20 protein-coding genes and 3 tRNA genes are annotated in these 20,200 nt (G+C 67.5%); 9 read left to right on the top strand and 14 right to left on the bottom strand.

The window, feature by feature from the left end; translation table 11 throughout:
• Positions 1–19 precede the first annotated feature (19 nt).
• On the top strand, positions 20–1,339 hold the full coding sequence (locus FHU38_RS01140) for a tyrosine-type recombinase/integrase (RefSeq protein WP_167165669.1): 1,320 nt from the start codon (positions 20–22) through the stop codon (positions 1,337–1,339).
• Positions 1,340–1,442: 103 nt separating this feature from the next.
• On the opposite strand, the gene FHU38_RS01135 is transcribed toward FHU38_RS01140, so the two are convergent.
• The 4 genes from FHU38_RS01135 to FHU38_RS01120 all read right to left on the bottom strand — a co-directional run bounded on the left by FHU38_RS01135 (position 1,443) and on the right by FHU38_RS01120 (position 2,333).
• A tRNA-Phe gene (locus FHU38_RS01135) sits at positions 1,443–1,516 on the bottom strand.
• Positions 1,517–1,542: 26 nt separating this feature from the next.
• Positions 1,543–1,619 (bottom strand) — tRNA-Asp (locus tag FHU38_RS01130).
• A gap of 16 nt (positions 1,620–1,635) precedes the next feature.
• Positions 1,636–1,708, bottom strand: a tRNA-Glu gene (locus FHU38_RS01125).
• Between the two features lie 379 nt (positions 1,709–2,087).
• Complete coding sequence (locus FHU38_RS01120) at positions 2,088–2,333, bottom strand: hypothetical protein (protein WP_167165667.1); 246 nt, start codon at positions 2,331–2,333, stop codon at positions 2,088–2,090.
• A gap of 472 nt (positions 2,334–2,805) precedes the next feature.
• Here FHU38_RS01120 and FHU38_RS01115 point away from each other — a divergent pair, with 472 nt between their 5' ends.
• Positions 2,806–3,243 (top strand): hypothetical protein, encoded by a 438-nt coding sequence (locus FHU38_RS01115; RefSeq protein ID WP_167165665.1) that lies wholly within the window; start codon positions 2,806–2,808, stop codon positions 3,241–3,243.
• A 187-nt stretch (positions 3,244–3,430) separates the two neighbouring features.
• Here the strand turns inward: FHU38_RS01115 and FHU38_RS01110 are convergent, their stop codons facing one another.
• Complete coding sequence (locus tag FHU38_RS01110; protein WP_009156738.1) at positions 3,431–3,634, bottom strand: cold-shock protein; 204 nt, start codon at positions 3,632–3,634, stop codon at positions 3,431–3,433.
• A gap of 404 nt (positions 3,635–4,038) precedes the next feature.
• Here FHU38_RS01110 and FHU38_RS01105 point away from each other — a divergent pair, with 404 nt between their 5' ends.
• From FHU38_RS01105 to FHU38_RS01095, 3 genes are all read left to right on the top strand, one after another.
• Complete coding sequence (locus FHU38_RS01105) at positions 4,039–5,232, top strand: L,D-transpeptidase (protein WP_167165663.1); 1,194 nt, start codon at positions 4,039–4,041, stop codon at positions 5,230–5,232.
• 82 nt (positions 5,233–5,314) lie between these two features.
• A complete protein-coding gene (locus tag FHU38_RS01100; protein ID WP_167165661.1) occupies positions 5,315–5,896 on the top strand; it encodes a PaaI family thioesterase in 582 nt (193 codons plus the stop codon).
• Entirely contained in the window at positions 5,896–7,056 is a 1,161-nt protein-coding gene (locus FHU38_RS01095) for a metallophosphoesterase (protein WP_167165659.1), read from the top strand. The genes FHU38_RS01100 and FHU38_RS01095 overlap by 1 nt, the downstream gene beginning before the upstream one ends.
• A gap of 17 nt (positions 7,057–7,073) precedes the next feature.
• Here the strand turns inward: FHU38_RS01095 and FHU38_RS01090 are convergent, their stop codons facing one another.
• From FHU38_RS01090 to FHU38_RS01075, 4 genes are all read right to left on the bottom strand, one after another.
• Positions 7,074–9,557, bottom strand: coding sequence for a serine/threonine-protein kinase (locus tag FHU38_RS01090; RefSeq protein WP_167165657.1), 2,484 nt, complete (start codon positions 9,555–9,557; stop codon positions 7,074–7,076).
• An 18-nt stretch (positions 9,558–9,575) separates the two neighbouring features.
• Positions 9,576–10,535 carry a glutamate ABC transporter substrate-binding protein gene (locus FHU38_RS01085; protein WP_167165655.1) on the bottom strand — a complete coding sequence of 320 codons (960 nt, stop codon included), beginning with the start codon at positions 10,533–10,535 and terminating at the stop codon, positions 9,576–9,578.
• Positions 10,535–11,983, bottom strand: a complete 1,449-nt coding sequence (locus FHU38_RS01080) for a hypothetical protein (protein WP_208415510.1) — start codon at positions 11,981–11,983, stop codon at positions 10,535–10,537. The genes FHU38_RS01085 and FHU38_RS01080 overlap by 1 nt, the downstream gene beginning before the upstream one ends.
• A 184-nt stretch (positions 11,984–12,167) precedes the next feature.
• Positions 12,168–13,109, bottom strand: a complete 942-nt coding sequence (locus tag FHU38_RS01075) for an acyl-CoA desaturase (RefSeq protein WP_167165653.1) — start codon at positions 13,107–13,109, stop codon at positions 12,168–12,170.
• A gap of 284 nt (positions 13,110–13,393) precedes the next feature.
• Here FHU38_RS01075 and FHU38_RS01070 point away from each other — a divergent pair, with 284 nt between their 5' ends.
• Entirely contained in the window at positions 13,394–13,759 is a 366-nt protein-coding gene (locus tag FHU38_RS01070; RefSeq protein ID WP_167165651.1) for a hypothetical protein, read from the top strand.
• Positions 13,752–14,168: a hypothetical protein gene (locus FHU38_RS01065; RefSeq protein WP_167165649.1), complete on the top strand. Its 417-nt coding sequence runs from the start codon at positions 13,752–13,754 to the stop codon at positions 14,166–14,168. Before FHU38_RS01070 ends, FHU38_RS01065 begins: the two co-directional genes overlap by 8 nt.
• Here the strand turns inward: FHU38_RS01065 and FHU38_RS01060 are convergent.
• The 5 genes from FHU38_RS01060 to FHU38_RS01040 form a co-directional block, all read right to left on the bottom strand.
• Positions 14,149–14,499: a hypothetical protein gene (locus tag FHU38_RS01060; protein ID WP_167165647.1), complete on the bottom strand. Its 351-nt coding sequence runs from the start codon at positions 14,497–14,499 to the stop codon at positions 14,149–14,151. The genes FHU38_RS01065 and FHU38_RS01060 overlap by 20 nt on opposite strands.
• A 32-nt stretch (positions 14,500–14,531) precedes the next feature.
• Positions 14,532–15,419 (bottom strand): M56 family metallopeptidase, encoded by an 888-nt coding sequence (locus tag FHU38_RS01055; protein ID WP_167165645.1) that lies wholly within the window; start codon positions 15,417–15,419, stop codon positions 14,532–14,534.
• Entirely contained in the window at positions 15,416–15,778 is a 363-nt protein-coding gene (locus tag FHU38_RS01050) for a BlaI/MecI/CopY family transcriptional regulator (RefSeq protein ID WP_167165643.1), read from the bottom strand. The genes FHU38_RS01055 and FHU38_RS01050 overlap by 4 nt, the downstream gene beginning before the upstream one ends.
• Positions 15,779–15,861: 83 nt before the next feature.
• On the bottom strand, positions 15,862–16,113 hold the full coding sequence (locus FHU38_RS01045; RefSeq protein WP_167165641.1) for a Prokaryotic metallothionein: 252 nt from the start codon (positions 16,111–16,113) through the stop codon (positions 15,862–15,864).
• Between the two features lie 19 nt (positions 16,114–16,132).
• Entirely contained in the window at positions 16,133–18,193 is a 2,061-nt protein-coding gene (locus FHU38_RS01040; protein WP_167165639.1) for an MMPL family transporter, read from the bottom strand.
• Positions 18,194–18,284: 91 nt separating this feature from the next.
• On the opposite strand from FHU38_RS01040, the gene FHU38_RS01035 reads away from it, so the two are divergent.
• On the top strand, positions 18,285–18,797 hold the full coding sequence (locus tag FHU38_RS01035) for a MarR family winged helix-turn-helix transcriptional regulator (RefSeq protein WP_167165625.1): 513 nt from the start codon (positions 18,285–18,287) through the stop codon (positions 18,795–18,797).
• Between the two features lie 82 nt (positions 18,798–18,879).
• Positions 18,880–20,106 carry a cytochrome P450 gene (locus tag FHU38_RS01030; RefSeq protein WP_009156760.1) on the top strand — a complete coding sequence of 409 codons (1,227 nt, stop codon included), beginning with the start codon at positions 18,880–18,882 and terminating at the stop codon, positions 20,104–20,106.
• Positions 20,107–20,200: the final 94 nt, after the last annotated feature.

Below are 20,200 nucleotides of genomic sequence, written 5' to 3'. Positions count from 1 at the left end.
ACCCAGGGGGACACGACACATGCCACGCAAGAAGCGATCCGAGGGCACCCGACGCCCCAACGGAGCCAGTTCGATCTACCAAGGCAGCGACGGCAAGTGGCACGGCTGGGTCACGATGGGCACCCGCGACGACGGCAAACCCGACCGCCGCCACCTCCAGCGCAGAACCGAAGCCGAAGTGATCGACGCCGTACGCGAGCTCGAGAAGCAGCGCGATTCAGGAAAGGTCAAGAAGCCTGGCCGTGCATGGACCGTAGAGAAGTGGCTCACGCACTGGTTCGAGAACATCGCGGCACCATCCGTTCGCCACAAAGCCGCGAACGCGTACCGGACCGCTGTGTACCGGCACCTAATCCCGAATTTGGGAGCGCATCGGGTTGACAGGATCGAGCCGGAACACTTCGAGAAGCTGTACGCGAAGATGTTGACTTCTGGACTCAAGGCGGGGACGGCACATCAGGTACATCGGACGGCCCGCACCGCGTTTGGTGAGGCATTGCGGCGCGGGCACACCGTTCGGAATCCGGTTGAGCTGGCGAAGCCGCCACGGCTCGAAGAAGCGGAGATCGAGCCATTCGAGGCAGACGAGATAGGTCAGCTTCTCGTAACGGCATTGTCGTGGCGAAACGGCGTCCGTTTCGTGCTTGCCTTGACGCTCGGAACACGGCAGGGCGAAACGATCGGCCTGAAGTGGTCACGCCTGGACAGGAAGCACAAGGCTCTCCGCATCGCGAAGCAATTGCAGCGGCAGACCTGGAAGCACGGATGCGACAACCCGCACAAGTGCGGTGCGAAATACCACAAAGCGAATCCGTGCAAGGAGGACTGCAAGCGGCACCAGCGCAAGCCGTGTCCACCCCCGTGTCCGCCGGACTGCATGAGTCACGCGCGGTGGTGTCCGAAGCGCCACGGTGGCGGCCTGGTCGAGGTGGACGTGAAGTCCCATGCTGGCAAGCGAGGGATCGTGCTGCCTGATCGCCTGTATGACCTCCTGATTGCGCACGAGGAGAAGCAGGCCAAGGAGCGCGAGCTGGCCGGGTCGGAGTGGCACGAGGGCGACTGGATGTTCGCGCAGCCGAACGGAAAGCCGCTGGACCCGCGACGCGACCTCGACGAGTGGAAGGCGTTGCTCGAAGAGGCCGGGGTGAGGGAGGCCCGGTTGCACGACGCGCGCCATACGGCCGCGACCGTGCTGCTTGTGCTCGGCGTCCCTGAGCGGGCTGTCATGGAGTTCATGGGATGGTCCAACACCGCGATGGCTAAGCGGTACCAGCACATCACGGGAGCGCTCCGGCGGGACATCGCGGACCGGCTGAACGGCTACTTGTGGGAGTCCTGACCGGCACGTAATCGAGGCCAACTGCAACCAAGACTGCAACGAGGCCGGATGCGAAACAGCCCCCGCTGTGATCGGCGGAGGCTGTTTGCGCTGGTATGGGGTGTGGCCAGGGCCGGGGTCGAACCGGCGACCTTCCGCTTTTCAGGCGGACGCTCGTACCAACTGAGCTACCTGGCCGAAACGCCGGTACGAAACCGAACGCATGGCGACCCTGACGGGACTCGAACCCGCGACCTTCGCCGTGACAGGGCGACGCGCTAACCAACTGCGCCACAGGGCCATATTCAGTTACAGCGTACTCCCAACGGGATTCGAACCCGCGTTGCCGCCTTGAAAGGGCGGAGTCCTAGGCCGCTAGACGATGGGAGCCCAGTCGGTTCGGTGGGAACCGATCGACCGTGCTCTCAGGTCCCCCTGGGAGCGACTACAAGTTTAGGACACCGCCTCAAGCCCTTTCCACGCGGGTTCCACTTCCGGCCGCCAAGTCGTTGACCTCGACGAACAGCGGCCTCCGCTCCACGAAGGGCGCGATGCGGGTCAAGCATGTTCACACCTCGAGTTGATCGACAACGGTGTTGCGGAAGAGCTGCCGCGACGTTAGCGAAAGCGAAAGACCTTCCAGCCCGAACGTGGCCAGGGAGGCAATCGATTGCCTCTTGTCGGTCTGGACCAGTAATTTGGCTGTCGGGTTGCCCAGGTGCACGACCAGGGGGTGTGCATCTGGGCAATTTCATGCTCGCCCCGCGACTCACCGCTGGACCGGCGCCTTGCCGTCCTTTTCCGGGGTAAGGCCGAGCATGTCGAGCAACTTCGCGCAGTCCTCGACGCTCAGTGCCCCGCGAGCCACGGCGAGCCGCGCCCTGCGGACCTGGTCATCGGAAACACGCTCGGTGTCTCCCTGCCCGGCGCGCTGCGCGGGCAGGTTGCCGTACCCGGTCTGGCTCTCTCCCTCATAGCGAAGGAGGAACTCCCGAACCTCCACCGACCCGCTCATGGCTCCTCCAAAGGGGCTCCTGGATCACTTCGCCGCGAGGCTAGCGAGCGGCCGATCGAAGCCACAGCCCCCCGGAGAGTGAACCTCCGGGCACGCTGCGTCGACTTGAGCCGCCAATCGGGCACAGTTGCCAAGTGAACCCCCGGGAACGGGAAAGTGACAGGTCGGGGGGCTTTTTGCCCCTCAGCACTCGCTATCCGGCCGCGGATCGTGTAACAATCAACGTGCTGACACACCCCCGGTCAGCGCCTGTGGAGATCCCCTCCGGCCCCCGCGTTCCTCCCCCTGGCGCGGGGGCCTCTCCATTTGTGTCGCGGGGTACGCGGGCACGCAGGACAGCGGAACGACCTGCCGCCGGCCGAGTGGGGACGTTGCGCCGGACGGAGTAAGACACACTGGCTTTTCGGTGACGGCTCGTGTGGGTGGGCCCACAGGAGTAGGAACGTCGAGACATAACCGTTATCGTGGGGCCGTGCCACTTCCCTCATTCGGACGGCAGAGCAGCCGCACCACCAGCAAGAGCGCGAACGACCGACGTCGCCGCGAGCCTGCGAAGACCAGCGCGGAGCCGCCCGCCGACGACCACGAACTGTCGAGCTATCTCGCGGCGCTGGCGCCGGAGTCGGCTCCGGAGAGCACCGGGTCCGGACGGCGGTTCGGGGAGGCCCAGGTCTACCAGCTACGGATGAACCACATCGCGGGACAGCAACTGAAGGACCTCGCCACCGAGCGAGGCACCTCTCCGCAGGCGCTGGCACTGGAATGGGTGCTCGAGCGGCTTTCGTGGGAATCGCAGGGCTCCGCCGACCGGCTTCAGCAGAACGCTCACGACCCCGAGGAGCCGATCACCGACGAGTTCGTCGTGGATCGCACGCAGTGGGACCGGCCAGTCCGCGGCAGCCTCCGTTGACGCTGCCTCCGTAGCCTCCGTCGACACAGCCTCCGTCGACACAGCCTCCGTCGCAAATGCCTGGCGGCTGAAACCCGCCGAAAACCGAAAGCTGCCCGCGGTCGGCCGCCGGTAGCCCGACCCAACGACCGAGCCCCCCGTCGCTGACCGCGACGGGGGGCTCGGTGTTGTCAGTAGGCGTTCCGCGTCAGAGCGCGCGGACCTTCTGGGCCTGCGGGCCCTTCTGGCCCTGGCCGACCTCGAACTCTACTCGCTGGTTCTCCTCGAGAGTGCGGAAACCGCGACCCTCGATCTCCGAGTAGTGAACGAACACGTCGCCCTCGCCACCGTCCTGGGCGATGAATCCGAAGCCCTTTTCGGCGTTGAACCACTTCACAGTGCCTTGCGCCACCGCTTTACTCCTCGTTGCTGTTCCGCTTGGACGCCACCGAAGTGCCGTCCCGGCCGTCCCGGGCGGTTCCAACGAGACGAGCAACGAGCGCGCTTGGCTCAAGGCTCGCGTCAGAAGTTCCGCGAGTGTGAAGCCACGAACACGCAAAACGACGGCCAACCAGAAGCCTACCGGCAACCGGCGTTTTGCGAACCCCTCCGTCCACGGGTTGGTCCGACCGGGCGGATTCCGCGCCGAACGGTTGCGCGACGCCCACTTCCGGCGATCCCGGTGTCGTCGGGACAGGTCGCCGACACTCAATGACGCCTCGGGCCTAGAATGTGTCCATTGTCACTTTCCGCGGCGGCAAACGAAGCGCCCGCCCATGGCGTCAGTGAGTTGTAGGGGCAACAGAGGGGCACTCAGTGACATATCGGGTGGGAACACCGAGAAGACGGGGTATCGCGGGGATCGCGCTGGCGCTGGCTGCCGCGCTCGGGCTCAGCGCGTGTACCGGGGACGACCGAGTAGGCGGGCAGGCACTGGAGCAGCCAAACCCACCGGCACCGGTGGCGAAGGTGGTAGCGCAACCGGCCAACGGCGCCTCGAAGGTGAAACCGAGGGACCGCGTCGAGCTGTCGGTGACCGACGGCACGATCAAGTCGGTAGCGCTGAAGAATCCGGCGGGCGAGAAGGTCGAGGGTGAGCTGTCCGGCGACGAGCGAACCTGGACGGTCACCGAACCTCTCGGCTATGGCAAGCAGTACACCTGGTCCGGCAACGCGGTGGGCAGTGACGGCAGGCAGGTGCCCATCAAGGGCTCCTTCAGCACCGTCACCCCCGCGGCCACGAACTCGGCAAAGCTCAACGTGGGTGACGACCGCACGTACGGCATCGCCATGCCGATCGCCATCAGCTTCGACGCGCCGGTCCAGGACAAAGCGGCGGTGGAGAAGGCCCTGGAGGTGCGGACGACACCGCAGACCGAGGGTTCCTGGGCATGGCTCGAGCAGGACACCTCGGTGCACTGGCGGCCGAAGGAGTACTGGCAGCCGGGCACCAAGGTAAGCGTCAAGGCCGACCTGTACGGCGTGCACATGGGCAACGGGGTCTACGGGGCCAACGACCTGACCGTGAGCTTCGACATCGGGCGCTCGCAGATCGTGAAGGCGAACACCCAGACGCACCGCCTGATCGTCATCAGGGACGGCGTGCAGGTCGCCGACTACCCGGCGAGCTTCGGACTCGACTCCGACCCGGGCCGAGTCACCCGCAGCGGTACGCATGTGGTGATGAGCAAGCACTCGACGTACTTCATGAACAATCCCGGTTACGGCTACGAGGACTTCGAGGTCCAGTGGGCGGTGCGCATCTCCAACAACGGCGAGTTCACGCATTCCGCTCCGTGGTCGGTCGGCGACCAGGGAGCGCGCAACGTCTCACACGGCTGCATCAACCTCGCACCCCCCAACGCGAAGGCGTACTTCGACAGCGCGCTGATGGGTGATCCCGTCGAGATCGAGGGCAGCACGCAACGCCTCGGGCCGAAGGACGGCGACTATCACGACTGGGCCTACTCATGGGAGGAGTGGACGGCCAAGTCGGCCCTCAGTCAGTGACGTTTCCGGGTGGCGGTCAGCTCAACGGCCTGTGAGCGAGACCGCCACCCGGTAATCGCTGACTACCGGATACCGTGGACGGGTGAGCAAACCCGCACAGAGCTGGCCGCCGGTCGATACGGAACCGGCCGTACCGCACCCGGACGCGCCGGCACCGGGCAGCAAACTGGGAGTGCACTACGCCCACTGCTTCGGTTGCGGCGACGAGGTTGACTCCGGCCTGCACATCCAGTCGACCGTTGCTGAGGGCACGGTCGTGACCTCGCAGTTCACGGTGCTGGAACAGCATCAGGGCGCACCAGGGCTCGCCCACGGCGGCCTGCTCGCATGCGCGTTCGACGAGGCGCTCGGCACCGCCGTCGGCAACCTGCTCCGTAAGCCCGCGGTGACCGGCAAGCTGGAAACCGACTTCCGGCGTCCGGTCCCGGTCGGTTCGGTCCTGCACATCGTGGCAAAGCTCGACGGTGTGGCAGGCCGAAAGATCTACGTGAGCGCCAACGGGCATCTCAACGCCGAGGACGGCCCCATCGCGGTCCAGGCCAGAGCTCTGTTCGTCACCGTGGGGGTCGGGCACTTCACCGCGCACGGCGACTCCGACGCGCTGCACAAGTTCCGTGAGGCGCGCCAGAAGAGCGGACACAGAGACTGGGACATCAATCCCTGATGTTCTTCTTCGTGGCGATCGGCCTGCTGGCCCTCGTCCACCTCTACCTCTGGAAACGCCTGGTCATCGACACCACCCGTGCGGGCACCACCGCCCGCCGGGTCGGCACGGCGGTGCTGGTGGCGCTTGCGCTGCTGATGGTGGCGGCGCTGGCTCTCGGAACCCGGCTCAACCCCGACATCGCGCGATGGTTCACCTGGCCCGGCTACCTGTGGCTGGCGGTCTTCTTCTACCTGTTGCTGGCGCTGCTGGTGCTGGAGTTGCCCAGGTTGGTGTTGTTGCCTTGGACGCGGAAGCGGCCCGCTTCCGCTGACGCCAGTCCAGGCTCGGTGAGCAGGCGGGTGGTGCTCGCACGAGGTGCCGCGGCGGTCGCAGGCGTCACGGTCGCCGGCCTGGTCGGCTACGGGACCACGGTCGCTTTGGGTCCGCCCACGGTCACGAGGGTTCCCATCACGCTGCGCAGGCTCGACCCACGAGCCGCAGGGTGCCGCATCGCGCTGATCAGTGACCTGCACCTCGGCCCGATCCTCGGCCGCTCGTTCACCGAACGCGTCGTCGATCTCGTCAACGCCGAACGGCCTGACGTGGTGGCGCTGGCGGGGGACCTGGTGGACGGTGACGTCGCCGACCTTGCCGACGCCGCCGCACCGCTGGCGCGGTTGCGCAGCAGCTACGGCACCTTCTATGTGACCGGCAACCACGAGTACTACGTGGGCTACCGGCAGTGGGTCGAGTACGTGCCCTCGCTGGGCATCCGCCCGCTGCGCAACGAGCGGGTCGAGATCAGCCACAACGGCGGCGTGTTCGACCTCGCGGGCATCAACGACGCCACGGGCTACCAGTGGCAGGACGCTGGCGATGTCGGCGAAGCAGTGGCCGGGCGCGACCCCTCCCGAGCCGTCGTGCTCGTTGCGCACCAGCCGGTGGATGTGCGGCACGCGGTGCGACACGACGTAGACCTGATGCTCGCGGGCCACACCCACGGCGGCCAGCTCTCCCCGTTCGAACTGATAGTGAACCTGCAGCAGGGCGCGGTCGCAGGGTTCTACCAGGTCGAGGACACCAAGCTGTATGTCACCCGTGGCGCGGGGTTCTGGGGCCCGCCGGTGCGCGTCGGCGCGCCACCGGACGTCACCATCGTCGAGTTGCGGGCCGCGTAGCCCGCAGGCCCAGCCGGTCAGGTCAAGGTGCGCGGTCGAATGGCGTTGGCCTTGTCGACGAGTTCGATCCGCTGCTCCGTGCGGGTGGCCAGCCTGGCAAGCGCCCGGTAGCAGCGTTCGAGCCCGAACCGCAGCTCGCGTTCGGACAGCTCCCAACCGAGGATCTTGGAACCTCGCCTCGGAGCCACTCGGCCCGACCGCAACCATGCGAAGGCCGCCTCGAGCACCTCGGCCGCGAGCCGCGTCCTGCGCTCGGCGTCCAGCGCAAGCCGCTCCAGCCTCCCCGCGGCGTCCAGCAGGTCGCGTTCGACCATCGCCTGATCACTGCTTCCACTGACCTGAGTCTTGATCTTGATGGCGGCGACCTGTGCGGCCACATGGTGAGTGGAGGACGCGGGCACGGACTCCAGCACCTCGATGGCGCCCGCCCTCGCACCCTGCGCCAGGTACACCCTCGCCAGGCCGAATGCGGCGCTGACGTAGGACCTGTCGGTGCGCCAGACCAGCTCGTAGATCCGGGAAGCGTTGAAGTAGTCACCGACCGCTTCGGCACTGATGGCCAGCGCCAGCTTCGGTGCGATCTCCCCGGGCAGCTCGTCGTATACCGCGTCGAACGCCACATGCGCGACCCGAGGCCGCCCGCCTGCGAGTTCGATCAGCCCCCGGTACCAGTCGATGCGCCAGTCGTGCGGGTAACCGGTCTTGATCGCCAGGTACTGCGCGGCCTGCAACTGCCGGTTCGCCTCGGCCAGCTCGCCGAGATCGATGCGGGCGCGCACGATGCGCAGCCGCACCTCGATGGATTCCCTCGGTGCGTTGGCGAGCGCCTCGATCGCGGTCTTCGGGTCGACCGACAACGTGCTCGCGAGCACGCCCGCGCCCGGATCGTCGGTGTAGACCTGCGGGATCGGCAGGCCGGTGACCACCTCGTGCGGGTCGGGCAGTGGCACGGGCTCGCCTGGCGGCGGAACGGTCAGGTCAACGCCGAAGGTGTTGGTCTCCGGTCCGAACACGGTGGAGGGTCCGGGCCTCGGCTTGCCGGTGCCGAGCGCCATGATCTCGCGCAGCACACCGGTGAGCTGGTCGGCCATGTCCTCGGCGGAAAGGAAGCGTCGGTCCGGGTCGGCGTGCGTCGCCCTGCGCAGAAAGCGGTAGTAGGAACCGAACAGCTTGAACAGCGGCACGTCGTCGGCAGCCGGCAGCGTGGTCTTGTACCTCGTGGTGTAGCCACTGAACTCGAAACTGAGAACCGCAAGCGTGCGGCCGACGGTGAACAGGTCCGATGCCACCGAGGCGCCACGGGTCGGAAGTTCGGGGGCGCTGTAACCGGAGGTGAAGAACAGCGGGCTGGAGTAGTCGTCCATGCGCCGCACCGCGCCGAGGTCGATCAGCTTGAGCTGTTCGTGCGTCTGGATGACGTTGTCCGGCTTGAGATCGCAGTACAGCAGGTTCTGGCTGTGCAGGTAGCCGAGCGCGGGCAAAATCTCCAGCCCGTACGCGATCACCTGACCGATCGGCAGCGGCTCGGCCCTGCCGGTTTCCCTGTGATGAGCCAGTGCGAGCTGCCGCAGCGACTGCCCACCCACGTACTCCATCACGATGTAGCCGACGGCGTTGCCGGTGTCCGGGTCCGGGTGCTGGACGAAGTTGTAGATCTTGACGATGTTGGGGTGCTCGACCTCGGCGAGGAATCGTGTCTCGTTGACGGCGGCGGCCATCGCGGTGGTGTCACCGGTGTTGATGAGTCCTTTGAGGACCACCCACCGGCTGCTCACATTGTGGTCACGGGCGAGGTAGATCCAGCCGAGCCCGCCGTAGGCGAGCGCACCGAGCACCTCGTACTGGCCCCCGACCAGTTCGCCCGGCCGCAGCTTGGGTACGAACGAGAACCGGGTGCCGCAGTCGTCGCAGTAGCCTTCCGGATTCCCGGGCTCACCGTTTCGACTCCTGCCCACCTTCGCGCCACAGTTTCCGCAGAAGCGCTTCTCCTCCGACACCGCCGGGTTGGTCAGCACCGCCGAAGCCGGGTCACGGTAGGGAACCTGCGGCACCTCGACGAGACCTGCTCCCAGCCTGCCTCGCCGGGATCGAGATGCCGTGCGCCGGGAGGTTCCTGGGAAGGCACCGGAACCGGTGTCCGGCCCGGTTCCGGCTCCGGTGCCCAGCCCGCTGCTCGTGCTGGGGGGCAGCACGCTTTCGGTGCCAGGGTCCGGCAACTCAGCAGGCACGCTTGGTTCGGGAACAGGCATGGGTGGGGTGATGCTCTCGGTCACCGGAGCGGCGGCAGCCAGCACGCTGGTCGGCTGTGCCTGCTGCTCGTCGGCTGCCTGCCACGTGGTCTGCGCAACCTGCTCCTGCGGCACCACCCGCTGCTGCGGAAGGTCCTGGGGCGCGCCGATGGACGTGGTCAGCGCCTCCGCCTCCGGTGCGCTGTCGCTTTCCCGCGGCTCGCCGGGTTCCTCCCGCCGCTCGTGCCGGGATTCTCCTGGCTCTTGCGACACTGCTACCTCCGAAAGCTGTCACCGATACCTGGGTGCGGGCGGGGAAGCCGGGCCGAGCCGCTCGCGCAGCCAGTTGTCGTAGCTGCGCTTCCAGGCGCTGCCCCTGATGTCTTCGAGGACGGCGTTGACGAAGCGCACCATGTCCTCATTCTCCTTGGGAATGCCAACGCCGTAGAGTTCTTCGGTGAACCGGTCCCCGACGATCTTGGTCGTCGGGTCCTGCTCAGCCATCCCTGCGAGGATCGTGTCGTCGGTCGAGACGGCGTCCACCTGACCTTGTTGGAGCATCACCAGACAGTCGGACCAGTCGTCGACCGAGACCGGGACCGGTTTCGGCTCCGAGTTCGCGATGTTCTCCAACGAGGTGGACTCCTTGGTGGCGCACACCCGCTTACCTCCGAGGTCGCCGATTCCGCCTACCTGTGAGTTCTGCTTCACCAGCACCCGCTGCCCCGCCACGTAGTACACCGTGGAGAAACCGACCTTCTGCAGGCGCTGGCAGGTGATCGAGTAGGTGCGAACGACGATGTCGACGTCACCGTTCATCAGTGCGACATCCCGCTGCGCCGAACTGATGGCCCGGAACTGGATGGCGTCCGGATCGCCGAAAATGGCGCGGGCGATCTCCTTGGCGATGTCGATGTCGAAGCCTTCCAGCCGTCCCGTGGTGGGATCGCGGAACCCGAACAGGAAGGTGTTCTGGTCCACGCCCGCCTTGAGGTAACCGCGCTGCTTGATCTCGGCCATCGTGGAACCGGCCGAGATCGCGCCGTTGGGACTGAGGCTGGCCGCGGGGTCGCAATCACTGTCGCCGGAGCCACCGCCCTCGACGTCGGCCCCGATCACGGCGTTGGGTGGCATCGGACGCTGCGGTGTGCCGATGGGTGCCGGGTCCACCGGGGCGCCCGGTGAGGCGCAACCCGCGAGCAGTACGGCCAGTAGTGACAGCAGCGACAGCAGCGGTCTCGCGGTTCTCATCAGCGATACTCCCGCAGGCGTTCGCGGATTCCGAGCGTCGAGCCGAGCGCGGCGATCACGGTGAGTACCGCGAACCCGGGAGCCAGCAAGGTGAGCGCTCTCGACCCGTTGGTGGTGTCGTCGAGGAAGTTCTGCCGCCCCGCGCTGATCGCCGCGGCGAGTTCCTTGTCAAGGCGGTTGAACGCGGCCGCGGCACTGCCGTCGGCGTCCTGTCCGGACTGCCCGCCGATGGCCATAGCGACGGCTTCCAGGTGGCTGCCCGAGGAATCCAACGCACGCACCTTCTCGTGGGCGGCCAGCCACGCGCTCGCGGCCTCGGTGGCCGACTCGAGGTGCTGCGCCGACGACTGCCCCGCCGCGCTCTGCCGTGCCTGGTCGAGCAGACCACCCTGGCCGTCCTGGCCGGCGAGGCGCTGGAACTGGACGGTGAACTCCTTCTCGTACTGCTCGCCGCCGCCCCTGGCCACCAGGGTGAGCGTCTCGTCGGCGCGGGCCTGCAGTGCCGCGATGCGTGCCCGCACGAGCAGGTCGACGTGTTCGGTTCCGTCTTCTCTACCACCGCTGACCTGCACGCTCTGCACGATCAGCGCGGTCGCGGTCCACAGCACGACCACGCCGACGGCGACCGTGCCCGCGAGAAGACCGATGTTGAACACCCGGTTCGTCTTGCGCCTGAGATAGACCTGCGTCACCACAAGCGCCGCGACCAGACCCAGCACCAGCACCGTGGTCAGCCACGGGAAGCTGGTGGCGTCGTCCTGCTCCGCGAGCAGCCGCTCGGTGTCGGTCTCGTAGAGCCGGTGCGCGGCGGGCAGGATCTTCGCGCGCATGAGTTCGGACGCCTCGCGCAGGTAGGCGGCTCCGGCGGGGAAGCCCTGCAGGTTGTTGGCCCGTGCGGTCTCGACAAGGCCGGTGTAGACCGGCAACAGCTGGTTGAGGATGTTGACCTGCTCGGCGGCCGCGGGCACGCTCGCGGAGTCGGAAGCGGCCTTGGCCAGTGCGGCACCCGCCTTGGCGATGTCGAACTCGTAGCGGTCCCGCAGCGCGGGCGCCTCACCTCCGGTGGAGAGCAGCGAACTCGCCGCCGTGGCGTCGGCGTCCGACAGTGACCGGTAGACCTGCTGCGCGGCGGCCGCGAGCGGTTCGCGGTGCTCGACAAGGCCGTCGATCGTGTTGGCCCTGTCCTGCACCGACAGCGTGCCCACCAGGCCGGTGACCAGCGAGAGCACGATGAGGCCCGCGCCGATCAAGGTCAACCTGCCCGGTGTGGTCGCGGCGGACGCGGTGAGGTTGCGAACCGCCCTGGCAGGCAGCTCGAGCAGCCACGCGAACCCGGACCTCGGCCCCTTCGGATCGTCCGGCGGATCCGAGGACGGTGTCGCAGGTCCCGGAGGCACTTGTTGTACGGCGGGCACGCCCGGACCGCGACCGGTCACGGCGCTCGTCATCGCGTTCCTCCACCCAGTTCAGGCACCCGCATGACCGTAGCCGAGAGTGGCGCGGCAGGAGTACGGACTCCTGCAACACGACGACATCGTGGCGCGGCCGTGACCTGCTGGGTGGATCAGTCGCCTCGGATGGCGGGCCGTGGAGTGGTGGAACAGCGGCGACCGGCCGCATGAGGAGGGGAAGCTAGGCTGTCGCGGCGAGCCGGTCGAGCCGCCCGGAGGTCGGCCAGCGCACGTCCCGTACCCAGCCCAGCTTTTCGAAGATCCAGATCAGCCGGGCGGAGATGTCGATCTGGCCGCGCAGCACGCCGTGCCGCGCGCAGGTGGGGTCGGCATGGTGCAGGTTGTGCCAGGCCTCACCGAAGGAGAGGATCGCCAGCGGCCAGAAGTTCGCGGCCTTGTCCCTGCTGGCGAAGGGCCGCTCCCCGATCATGTGACAGATCGAGTTCACCGACCAGGTCACGTGATGCAGCAGCCCCACCCTGACCAACCCGGCCCAGAAGAACGCCGTCACACCGCCCCACAACGACCAGGTGAGCAACCCGCCGATCAGTCCGGGCAACACCAGACTGAGCACCACCCACAGCGGGAACAGCCGGTCAACCGTCCGGATCGAACGCTCGGCGAGCAGGTCGGGCGCGAACCGCTCCGCGTTGGTGACCTCACGCTCGAACAGCCAGCCCATGTGGGAGTGCCAGAACCCCTTGGCCAGCGCCGAGGGACTGGTACCGAACAGCCACGGCGAATGCGGATCGCCCGCGCGATCGGAGAACGCATGGTGCCTGCGGTGGTCGGCGACCCAGGCCGTCACCTGTCCCTGCGCGGCGAAACTGCCCGCGATGGCGAGCGCGATACGCAACGGCTTCTTGGCCTTGAACGAGCCATGGGTGAACAGCCGGTGGTAGCCGACGGTCACGCCGAGGCCGCTGAGCACGAAGAAGAACGCGGCAAGCCCGATGTCCAGCCAGCTCAGTCCCCAGCCCCACGCGAAGGGTACGGCCACCGTCAGCGCCAGCAACGGCACGAGCACGAACACCTTGACCGTCAGGTGCTCCGGCAACGACTTGGGTCCGGAGGTGATGGATTTGGGGCGCCTCGGCTTTGTCTGGGTGTCGGAAGCGGACATGAAGACCTCGGCTTTCTCGGTGTGCTGGGCAAGGAATCGTGGGATGAGTGATGAGCACCGGCGCATCGAGCAGCCTCGGCCGCTACTGGCTTCTGCCACGGACGCTACCCGAGCGACTGCCGCGGCGCCATGCCACGAAGGCGGGCACCGGATACCCGCGCAAGGGGCCACGGAAGGTGAAGTGGGACAGCCACTAAGGCCGCGTCCGTCGACCACACCGGCTACTGGCGAAGCCGGGTAAGGGAACCTCTATGCTACGGCTAGTAGTAGCTGAGGGGAGGACCGTGGTCACAGGGTACGCAACGGCGGTCGCGGTGTGCTCGCTTGCCGTCGCGGTATGGAGTTTCGTCCTGGTGGCGAGAAACCGGCCGCCCGCTCGGCCATTGCTGCTCGGGCTGGCCGCGGTGGAGGCGCTACTGGCGGTGCAGGTTGTGCTCGCGATCGTGCTCATGATCAGCGGTGAGCGGCCGGGGAGCATGGTGACGTTCCTGGCCTACCTGGTTGGCTCACTTCTGGTGCTCCCGATCGGCACGGTCTGGGCGCTCGCCGAGCGCACTCGGTCGAGCACGGCGGTTCTCGGTGTCGCCTGCCTGACCGTCCCGGTGCTGGTGCTGCGCATGTATCAGGTGTGGGAGGGCGCCAATGTCTGAACCCGCGACAGCCACCGGCCCCGGACGGGTTCTCGTGGCGATCTACGCGATCTTCGCCGTGGCCGCCACCTCACGCGCCGCCGTGCAGCTCGCCACCCGCTTCGACGAAGCGCCCCTGCCGTACGCGCTCTCCGCCTTCGCCGCCGTGGTGTACGTGGTGGCGACCGTGGCACTGGCGAAGGCGAGCACCACCTGGTGGCGCGTCGCGCTGACAGCGTGCTCGATAGAACTCGCCGGGGTGTTGGCCGTCGGCACGCTGAGCCTGCTGGACCCGGCCGCGTTCCCCGACGAGACCGTGTGGTCCGACTACGGCAGGGGCTACCTGTTCATCCCGTTGGTGTTGCCGGTGGTGGGGCTGCTGTGGCTACGCAGGACGGCGCCGAACCGGGTCACCAGAACACAGCGATGACGACGTTTGCCACAGTGAGCCCGGCCAGTGTCGCGAAGAGGCCCTTACCGGAGGACTGCGGCCTGCGCCACAACACGTGAGCCAGCACGAGCACGAGCACCGCGATACCGAGCTTGACCGCGACCTTGGTGTTGTTCACGTCTGCGGCGACCAGGCCCGCTGACGCGATCCCGACCAGGGCGAGGCCGGTGATCACCTGGGCCCCAGCACTGTAGAGGGTGATGGCACCGGCGGGCCCCGCGGTTGTGATGGCGCGCGCCACCACGCCGCTGATGATGCCCGCCATGCCCAGCAGGTGAGTCACCACGAGAAGGTCGTAGACGATTTCCATGGCAGCAAGGTACTACATCTCGTAGTAATCGATCAGTACGGTACCGCGAACAGGCTCGCGGAGGTGGCCAACGCCGTGAGCAGCAGCAGGCAGGCCAGCGGCAAGGTGGGCGGCACGCGCAGCCGCTCCGGCTGCCGCAGCCTGCGAATCCTGGCCTCCACGGGTGTGTCCGCCACCGCCAACGTGCCGGCAGGGGTATGGGCCAGACCGTTGGCTCGAAACCGTTCGAGTGCGCTGGCCAGCGGCTCCTTGCCGTGCTGGCGTACGGCGCGGTCGTCGGCACACATCTCAACGAGCAGTTCGATCGCCGCGCACACCCGCGTGAGCACCCTGCTACCTGGCAACAGCCCGCGCAACGCCTGAAACGGCGCCACCACCAGATCGTGCCGTTCGCGCGCGTGCGCACGCTCGTGCGCGAGAACGGCATCCAACTCGGCCTCGCTGAGCAACCGCCGCGCGCCCGCACTGACCACGATGCGAGGCCGCCGACCCGGTAGGCAGTACGCCACGGCAACGGGATGGTCGACCACAAGCGCGTCCTCACCCTGCCTGGCCACCAGTTGCAGCAGCAACCGGTGCCTTGCCCGCGCCCGCGCGGTACTGAGCACGGAGAGCAGCTGATTCACCACCAGCCAGCCCGCGACGACGAGGCCCGCCGCGACGGCGGCGAGATGCCACGCGTCCAGTTCGTTCAGCCGCACCGGCAACTGGAGCAGCGCGGGGAATATGCCACGCCGAAACGGTGCGAGCCCGAAGCCGAGCAGTGCGCCGATCACCGAAACGACGACGGTGAGCCCGCTGAGCTGCCACAACACCAGCGCGGCACGTGGATGGGTGTGGGTCCAGCGGCTGTAAAGCAACCACACGGCGACCGCCGTGGCGACAAGACCAGCCCCGATCTGGTGCCCCACCAGAATCACGCCGGCTCGCCCCGCTCGAGCGCCTGTCGCAGCGCGTCGGCCTCGTCGGTGCTCACCGACTGCGCGAACCTCACCAGCGCCGAACCCCTGTCGCCGGTGAGTTCGAGGGCTTGCAGCATCAACTCGGCGACGTACTCCTCCCTGCTGGCCGCAGGGGCGTACAACCAGGCCCTTCCCTCGCGTGCACGCCGAACGACGTTCTTGTTCGCGAGCCGGGTCAGCACGGTCATAACCGTGGTGTAGGCGAGGTCGCGGCCGGAGAGGGCAGCGTGAACCGCGCGCACGCTCATGGGCTCATCGTGTGCCCAGAGCACATCCATGACCGCGCGCTCCAGTTCGCCCAGCCTCGCCACGTCCATCCCCTTCGCCGTTCGTCCGGTGAGATTGAATCACGAACGCGGCCGGGGTAGGTGAGTCGTGACGAAACCGTGGGGCGAACCGCTCAGGCCGTGGTCACGGCATCGCGAGCCTGCGCACCGAGCGCGCTCATCTGCCGGGCGCAGTGCGCACTGCAGTAGAACCGGCCATCGACCTGCACGCCGTGGCCGATCACCCTGGCGCCGCAGTGCTCGCAAATCGGCGCGAGCTTGTGGATGGCACACTCGAAGGAATCGAACGTGTGCCGCCCGCCGCCGGTGGTCAAAACGTCGAACGACATCTCGTAGTCGTTTCCGCAGACCTCACAGGTAGCCATACCGATGTCACCTCCGTGCTCATGCACGGGTAGGCATTCCCGAATCCGACTTGGGAAAACCCTCCCTGGCCAGCCGCGAGGGCCACCACACTTTCGGGCCTATGTCGATGGTCAACGCGGGGACCAGCAGAGACCGGACGACGAAGGTGTCCAGCAGCACGCCGAAGGCCACGATGAACGCCATCTGCGCCAGGAACAGGATGGGCAGCACCGCCAACGCGGAGAACGTCGCCGCCAGCACCACACCTGCCGACGTGATCACACCTCCTGTCACGGTGAGCCCGCGCAACGTGCCCTCCCTCGTGCCCGAAGCGAGAGTTTCCTCGCGCACCCGCGTCATCAGGAAGATGTTGTAGTCAATCCCGAGCGCCACGAGGAACACGAACGCGAACAGCGGAACGGCCGGATCCGCTCCCGGGAAATCAAAGATGTGGTTGAACACGAGCGCGGAAATGCCCATGGTGGCCGCGAAGGACAGCACTACCGTGGCCACCAGCAGCAGCGGAGCGATCAGCGCGCGCAGCAGCAGCGCCAGCACGGCGAGCACCACCGCGAGCACGATCGGGATAATGACGATCCGGTCGCGCTTGGACGTCTCCCTGGTGTCAAGTTGCACCGCGGTCTGACCGCCGACCAGCGCATCTGCCCCGCGCACGCCGTGCACGGAATCGCGAAGTCGCTGCACTGTCGCGACGGCGGCGTCGGAGTCGGCCGGAGCGTCGAGCACGGCGTCGACGCGAACCAACCCGCCCGCCGTCCCCGCGGCCTCGGCACTGGACACCCCCTCCACGCTCCTGGTAGCCGAGAGCACGGCCGGCGTCGCGTCCGCGTCGGCGATCACGATCGCGGGTGAGCCCGCACCCGCGGGGAAGTGCCGGCCGAGAACCTCCTGGCCGGCGACCGACTCCACCGGAGTGAGGAACAGTTCGGACTGGGCCGTTCCCTCGGCCCTGAGTTGTGGCAGGAACGCCGCACCCGCCACCAGCACCAGCGAGGTGACCACCCAAACGACCCTGGGTCCCTTGTCCACCCTTGCGGCCACCCTGCCCCAGATGCCGCCCGACTCCGGGGGCTTCGAGCCGAACCGGGGACGGAACGGCCAGAAGGCGGCGCGACCGAACAGCACCAGTGCGGCGGGTAGGAACGTCAACGAGGCCAGCAGGGCGGCTGCGATGCCGATGGCCGCGACGGGTCCGAGGTCCTGGTTGGACGCCAGGTCGCTGAACAGCAGGCAGAGCAGCCCGAGAATCACGGTGCCCGCGGAGGCGAGGATGGGTTCGAGTGTGGCGCGCCACGCCCTGCGGACCGCGGAGTACCGATCGGCGGTACCACGCAGTTCCTCCCGATATCGCGACACCAGCAGTAGGGCGTAGTCGGTGGCCGCACCGAACACGAGGATGAACAGGATGCCCTGACTCTGCCCGTTGACCGCAAGCACTCCGCCGTCCGCGAACAGGTAGACGACCAGACTCGCCAGCCCGAGCGCGAAAAGCGCGGAAAGCAGGACGACGATCGGCAGCAGCGGGCTGCGATAGACCACGATGAGAATCGCCGCGACCACCGAGCCCGCCACCACCAACAGCAGACCGTCGATGCCGCTGAATGCCTCGGAAAGGTCGGCGATCTGCCCGGCGGGGCCGGTGACGAACACCGAGAGCCCCTGCGGGCGCTGCTCGTCCAGCCGTTGCCGCAGCGTGTCGACGGTCGCGGTGGGGTCCCCGCTCACCGGCACGACGAACTGCAACGCCTTGTTGTCCGCGGCGGGGATGACGGGCGAGACCGGCGGCTTGACACCTTCGATTCCGGATACCGTGTCCCGCACCTGGCGCAGGTAGCCGCGGTCGGCCGCCGTGATGCCGGACTGCCGCTCGGCGACGACGACCGCGGGGGCGGCCTCGCTTCCCGGAAAGTGTTGCAGCAGCCGCTGCACTTCCGTGGCCTCAGCGGATTCCGGCAGGAACGCCGAGGCGTCGTTCTCCGCGATCTCGCTGAGCTTTCCCGCGTAGGGGCCGCCGAAAGCACCGACGACGAGCCATCCGATCATGATCAACGCGGGAAGAAGCCAGCGAAGCCTGCGCACCGTACATACTCTTTCGATCGTCGAACTATTCGATTGCCGAAATATAGATTTTGTGTTGGGTGGCGGCAAACCGGGGTAAGGAGAGTCGAGCGTGACACTCATTGAACAGCACGAGGACGACTACAGCGACCGGTCGCTGATCCGGCAGTTACGCAGGCTCACCGTGGAGACCGACCGGTTCTCCGACGTGCTCAGGGAAACGCTGGGGATGCACCGGACGGACTTCAGTGCCCTCGCGGTGATCATGGACTCGGCGGGGGCCGGCAAGCCACTCAGCCCGGGCGAACTCTCCGAGTTGCTGCACCTGAGCCCCTCGGCGACCACGGCGCTGCTGGACCGGCTCGAAGCGGGAGGCTATGTCCGGCGCGACCGCAGCCCGACCGACCGCAGGCGGGTGGAGCTGCACCTGCGAGCGCAGGTGCAGCGCTCCGGTCGCGATTTCTTCGCTCCACTCGGGGAGCAGTACGCCGCGGCGTGGGCACATTTCGACGACGCCGAACGCGCCGTGATCGCTCGCTTCCTCTATGCGAGCATCGAAGCCACCGTGCGCGGCAGAAAAGCCCTCCCCACCGCGTCGGACGACCTTCCCGGCGCGGAAACGTGACCCTCGTCGCATCCGAAATGGCTGGGGTTAGGATCAGCGCCTTCAAGATCCGTCTCAGCCACCACCGGCCCGGGAGCCCGCGATGACAAGTACGCACCAGGAAGTCGCTACTTTGTACGGTCCGCGCTTCCAGAACAATCCTGCGGAGCTGTACCGGCAGATGCGCGAGAAGTACGGGCCGGTGGCCCCCGTGCTGCTCGAAGGCGATGTGCCCGGTTGGCTGGTGCTCGGCTACCGCGAGGTCTACTACGTGACCAGCAACCCACACCTGTTCGCCCGCACGTCACGGGGCTGGCACGGCTGGAAACACGTCTCGCCGGACTGGTCGCTGCGGCCGTACGTGGAGTACCAGCCCTCCTCGATCCTGACCGACGCCGAGGAACACCAGCGGCTGGCACCGGCGCTGCACGGAGCGCTGGCGGAGGTGGACCAGGTAGAGCTGCGCTCCCACGTGCAGCGGCTCGCCGACCAGCTGATCGACCGGTTCGCGGGCAAGGGCGAGGCCGACCTGGTCAGCGAGTACACCCATCAACTTCCGCTGTTGGTGCTGGCCAAGCTGTTCGGGCTGCCCGACGCCGAGGCCCCCGTGCTGGTGCGCGACGTGGCCGCCTCCGCCGACGAGGGTGACGAGGCGGTTCGCGCCCACCAGCGGATCGTGGAACGCATGCGCGCCCTCGTCCGGGAGAAGCGCGAGCGACCCGGCGGTGACCTGCCTTCGCGAATCCTGGAGCACCCGATGGCGCTTTCGGACGACGAGATCGCCACCGACCTGTTCCTCACGATGGGCGCGGGTCAGCTGACCACCGCCGACTGGATGGGCAACGCCCTGCGGCTGATGCTCACCGACGACCGGTTCGCGGTCAACCTCTCCGGTGGGAGGCGAAGCGTGGGGCAGGCGCTCAACGAGGTGCTGTGGGAGGAAACCCCGACCCAGAACTTCATCGGCCGCTTCGCCACCAGGGACACCCATCTCGGCGGGCACCACATCCAGACCGGCGACCTGCTTGTGTTGGGCCTGGCCGCGGCCAACACCGACCCGCACGTGCGCCCGGAGTCCTACGACAACGCCGTCGGAAACCAGGCGTACATGTCGTTCAGCCACGGCGAACACGGCTGCCCCTACCCCGCGCAGGAGATCGCGGCGACCATCGTGGAGGGTGGCATCGAGGTGGTTCTCGACCGGCTTCCCGACGTGCATCTCAGTGTGCCGGGCGAGCAGCTGGAGTGGCGCCAGTCGGTGTGGATGCGGGGCCTCATCGCATTGCCGGTGGAGTTCACCCCGACCCACACCTCCACCACGGGCTGGTAACCGCCACCCGCGAGTCCCCCGCTCCTGCCCGCGAGTCCCCCGCTGTTGCCAGCGAGTTCTGCGTCCCCGCCCGCGAGTTCTGCACTCGAGTGCC

This window comes from Saccharomonospora amisosensis, assembly GCF_011761185.1.
Classification (GTDB): domain Bacteria; phylum Actinomycetota; class Actinomycetes; order Mycobacteriales; family Pseudonocardiaceae; genus Saccharomonospora_A; species Saccharomonospora_A amisosensis.
The sequence above is the reverse complement of the archived record's forward strand: the minus strand, read 5'-3'. Positions and strand labels throughout refer to the sequence as shown.

Bases quoted from the DNA above. Each gene is read 5' to 3' on its own strand.
- FHU38_RS01045 (WP_167165641.1), bottom strand. From the start codon at position 16,113: ATGGCTACCTGTGAGGTCTGCGGAAACGACTACGAGATGTCGTTCGAC.
- FHU38_RS01030 (WP_009156760.1), top strand. From the start codon at position 18,880: ATGACAAGTACGCACCAGGAAGTCGCTACTTTGTACGGTCCGCGCTTC.
- FHU38_RS01140 (WP_167165669.1), top strand. From the start codon at position 20: ATGCCACGCAAGAAGCGATCCGAGGGCACCCGACGCCCCAACGGAGCC.
- FHU38_RS01060 (WP_167165647.1), bottom strand. From the start codon at position 14,499: ATGGAAATCGTCTACGACCTTCTCGTGGTGACTCACCTGCTGGGCATG.
- FHU38_RS01085 (WP_167165655.1), bottom strand. From the start codon at position 10,535: ATGAGAACCGCGAGACCGCTGCTGTCGCTGCTGTCACTACTGGCCGTA.
- FHU38_RS01050 (WP_167165643.1), bottom strand. From the start codon at position 15,778: ATGGACGTGGCGAGGCTGGGCGAACTGGAGCGCGCGGTCATGGATGTG.
- FHU38_RS01095 (WP_167165659.1), top strand. From the start codon at position 5,896: ATGTTCTTCTTCGTGGCGATCGGCCTGCTGGCCCTCGTCCACCTCTAC.
- FHU38_RS01065 (WP_167165649.1), top strand. From the start codon at position 13,752: ATGTCTGAACCCGCGACAGCCACCGGCCCCGGACGGGTTCTCGTGGCG.
- FHU38_RS01075 (WP_167165653.1), bottom strand. From the start codon at position 13,109: ATGTCCGCTTCCGACACCCAGACAAAGCCGAGGCGCCCCAAATCCATC.
- FHU38_RS01120 (WP_167165667.1), bottom strand. From the start codon at position 2,333: ATGAGCGGGTCGGTGGAGGTTCGGGAGTTCCTCCTTCGCTATGAGGGA.
- FHU38_RS01080 (WP_208415510.1), bottom strand. From the start codon at position 11,983: ATGACGAGCGCCGTGACCGGTCGCGGTCCGGGCGTGCCCGCCGTACAA.